3 protein-coding genes are annotated in these 3,776 nt (G+C 58.5%); all 3 read right to left on the minus strand.

The window, feature by feature from the left end; translation table 11 throughout:
• On the minus strand, nucleotides 1-1,100 hold a 1,100-nt coding region (locus INT21_RS03140), incomplete at its 3' end, for an ABC transporter transmembrane domain-containing protein (protein WP_193084842.1).
• Nucleotides 1,101-1,146: 46 nt separating this feature from the next.
• Nucleotides 1,147-1,926 carry a siderophore-iron reductase FhuF gene (gene fhuF, locus INT21_RS03145; RefSeq protein ID WP_193060934.1) on the minus strand — a complete coding sequence of 260 codons (780 nt, stop codon included), beginning with the start codon at nucleotides 1,924-1,926 and terminating at the stop codon, nucleotides 1,147-1,149.
• The coding region (fhuB, locus tag INT21_RS03150) for a Fe(3+)-hydroxamate ABC transporter permease FhuB (protein WP_193084843.1) at nucleotides 1,923-3,776 on the minus strand (1,854 nt) is incomplete at its 5' end. The genes fhuB and fhuF, both read right to left, overlap by 4 nt.

Here is a 3,776-nt window from a genome sequence, read left to right on the forward strand (position 1 = left end):
GATTTGCCACTGCCATTGCCGCCGATCAGAAACACTACCTCGCCACGCTTTAAGGTCAGGTCAATAGGCCCGATGGCAAAGCCTGACCGCGCTTCTTCAGCGGGGTAACGATAGGTAGCCTGTTCTAGCACTACCTCCTGCCAGTTATGGTGCTGCGTGCCGCCATCGAAGGAGTCACGGTGCTCCGCTAGATCCAGCGCGCTGATTTTCTCGAAGGCCACCCGCGCGTTGATCAGCGGCGGAAAGGCACCAATGGCTTGAATCAGCGGCGCGCGTAGAAATAAAAGCGTGAGCGAGAAGGTGGTGGCCACTTGCGCTGATGCCCAGCCCAGGCCGTTGGCCAGGAAAAACACCACGCCGATGGCCCCCAGCATCATGATATTGAACCAGTTGACCGCGCTAAGATGGTAGGTATCACCGCGAATAATATGGTGCCGATACGCTTCAGCGTTAGGTGTGTAAACATCACGGTACAACCACTCGGCTCGGTCGCGATTGAGTGCCAGTTCCTTACGCCCCTCAATCACCGACTGATAGTCCGCGTAAAGGCGGTCTTCTGAATCCCGTAGCTTGGCCATATGCCGATACACTTTCGCCACCAAGCGCATGCCTACCAGAATAGTAAAAATCACCCACAGCGCCGTCACCATCAGCATAGTTGGCGAAAGCCAACCTAGATAAACCGTGACACCCACCGTCAGTACCCCACCCTGCACCAGCTCCGGCAAGCGCACAAAGGCCACGGTGATATAACGCACATCGCTGGATAAGCTGGCCAATAAACGTGCGCTGCCAATCTGCTCAATACGCTCGATATCGGTATCCAAGATGCGTTTGATCAACTGCCCCCGCAGCCGATAGACAAAGTGGTGCCCCAAGGTGGTCAAGGCTAATTGCGAGGCCAGAGTAATCGCCAGCAGCAACGCCACCAGACCCAGGAATTCCGGCAGGATTCGCCAAGGGTCAGCGAAGGTACCCAACATTCGTTCATTGATAAACGCAATAACTCCGATGCCCAGGCCGGCGCTGACCAAACTAAGCATTACCACCGCCATAAAGGGCCAGCGGTAATCACGCCATACAATCTTGAACAGCTCCATGAACAGGGCCTCCTGGTACTTCGAAAAATTAGCCGATATTTGAAAGCTAGCGTTGGCGTTTGGCCGGTTTATTCTCGGGTTTCAGCGGGCAACCGCCGCACAGCGGCTCGCCGGGCAGCCGATATTTGATGCAGCACAGCCGCCGCACTCGAGCAGGGGTTTCACCGCCCAGTTCCAGATAACGCACAGGTTGATAGAGCGGGTTGCGACGCCCATCGGGTAGCGTCTTAGTGGCGAGATAATCTAGCAGCGGCTCACCCGCGCCAGTGAAGTCTGGATGCCGTGAGCAGGTCTTGCCCACGAACTCCACATAGTGACCAAGATTGCTCCAGAACACTTTGGCAGAAAGTCCAGAGACCACGGCCAACGCTTCGATAAGCGGCGCACAGTGGTCATCGAATAGGCTGCTAAAGCGTGCCTGGAGCGCTTTTGAGGCCAACGGCACGCCACCATGCGGCAGCCAGATGCGCGACGTCTGACCGTGATCACCCAACGCCAGCCGCAGCTCACCTCCGCCGACTGGCAGGTCGTAACCCAATAGCAGGTTCGCCACCAGCGTCGGAATAGAGACACTGCTGAAATGGAATTTCGACCATATCGAAGCGGCGGCCAGAAAATCAGCATCGTCACCGTGGTACCGGCAGTAACGCGACAGCTGGGCGAAGAGCACTTCATGATTCAGCAGTTCAGTAGCTGCCAATGTCGTCTCATCAGGCTGACCAAACGCAGGTGCCTTTAAGTTATCCAACGGCGGCTGGCGATAGAGCGCCAACAAAGCGTCTGCTGGATTCGTCGCTACCGGTAGCACGCTCGCCGCTTCGCTCATAGCCGCCGCAACCCCCACATAAAGTAAGCACCACCAATCAGGGAGGCGACCAAACCTGCTGGTATCTCGTACGGGAAAATAATCTGACGACCTACCCAGTCTGCCATCACCATTAATAGCATGCCGATCAACGCCGCCCCCAGCAGATGTTGCCCTGCCCGAGAGAAGCCAACCAAACGCGCCATATGCGGTGCCAGCAGGCCAATAAACGACAGCGGCCCCACCACCAAGGTGGCGCAGGCGGTTAGTAGCGCCACCAGTAACAGCAATGCCAAACGGGCGCGGTTGAGGGTTACCCCAAGCGCCTTGGCCGTCGGTGCGCCTAACGGCAAGATATCCAGCCAACGGGTAAAGGGCAGTGTGACCAGTGCCAGAACGGCGGCAATGCCGCCGACGACAACCGCATTGGTGACATCCACGTAATAAGTAGAGCCCGCCAGCCAGGCGATCACCTGCTGGCCACGTGGGTCGCCACCCGCCAGCATCACGCTACGCACCGCATCAAACAGAGCGCTGACGGCCACCCCGGTGAGCAGCAAACGCTCGGGCAGATAGCCGCTCTTGCGGTTGATACCCACCAGTACCAGCAGCGTTGCAAAAGCCCCCAGGGTACCCACGCCAATCAGCATCATATTGGTGGGCGCAGGTAATAGGAAAATCCCCAGAATCAGTGCAATGGCACAGCCACCGCTGATACCCAATACCTCGGGGCTAGCCATGGGATTGGCGGAAAGACGCTGCAGAATCGTTCCGGCAATTGCCAGCATTAGCCCACTCGCCGCTGCCGCCATTACCCGCGGCATGCGCCACTGCATCACGTTCCAGTTATCCGGCGACAGTAAGTACCAGCCATCAACACCCTGTCCCACCAGCAAGCCAAGTAATGTGGCGCCCAGTAGCGCGAGGAGTAAACCCGTTGCTAAACGGGAAGGCGCAGGATGGCGATGGGCAAAAACGCCCGCCCCTTTCGGTGGTTGATCGCCCTGCAGTTTCAAACGTGGAATCAACCACATTAATAGCGGCGCCCCCAGGGCACCGGTAATCGCTCCAGTGGGAATAAAGGCCGCCACCATGCCACCGAAATGTTGCAGCAGTAGATCCGTGGTGACCAACAACACAGCCCCTAGTAACGTCGACCAAAGCAGACGTGGCCCTAAGCGCCGCGCACCGGCCATACGCACAATATTGGGCGCTGCCAAGCCGATAAAACCGATGATACCCACCACGCTGACAATGCTACCGGTAATAAATACCGCCAGCCCCATCCCCGCAAAGCGCAGATAGGTCAGCGAGACGCCGAGGCTCTTGGCACTGGCGTCGTCAAGCTCAAGCACCGCCAAAGGGCGCAGCAAAAACCAGGCGGCGACACAGCTAATCGCCAGCCGTGGCCAGAGAACCGCAACGCCATCCCACCCGTTTTGCGCCAGCGAACCCGCGCCCCAAATAAGCAGCCCCGAAAGCGCCTCGTGGTTAAACAGCAGCAGCGCTGTAGAAAGCGCCCCTAAGTACAGATTAACCACCAAGCCCGCCAGCACCACCACGATCGGCGCCAACCCGCGCCGCCACGAGAGCAGGAAAACTAACCCAACCGCCAGCGCACCACCCAACAAGGCGACCCATTCACGCCCGGCGACAAGCAGCCCCGGCGCCAGTAAGGTAGCGGTCATCAACGCCAGGTTAGCGCCCGATGCCACCCCTAGGGTGGTGGGCGAGGCCAGCGGGTTGCGCAGTACTTGTTGCATCAGTACACCCGCCAACCCCAAACCGCCCCCAGCTAGCAGCGCGATCGAGAGACGCGGCCACCACGCATAGTGAAGCAACAACTCGTCGACGTTCTCAAAGGAGGGCGC

It is taken from the genome of Halomonas sp. 3F2F, from assembly GCF_014897805.1.
Classification (GTDB): domain Bacteria; phylum Pseudomonadota; class Gammaproteobacteria; order Pseudomonadales; family Halomonadaceae; genus Vreelandella.

Coding starts and splice junctions, on each gene's coding strand:
- fhuF (WP_193060934.1), bottom strand. CDS start 1,926: ATGAGCGAAGCGGCGAGCGTGCTACCGGTAGCGACGAATCCAGCAGAC.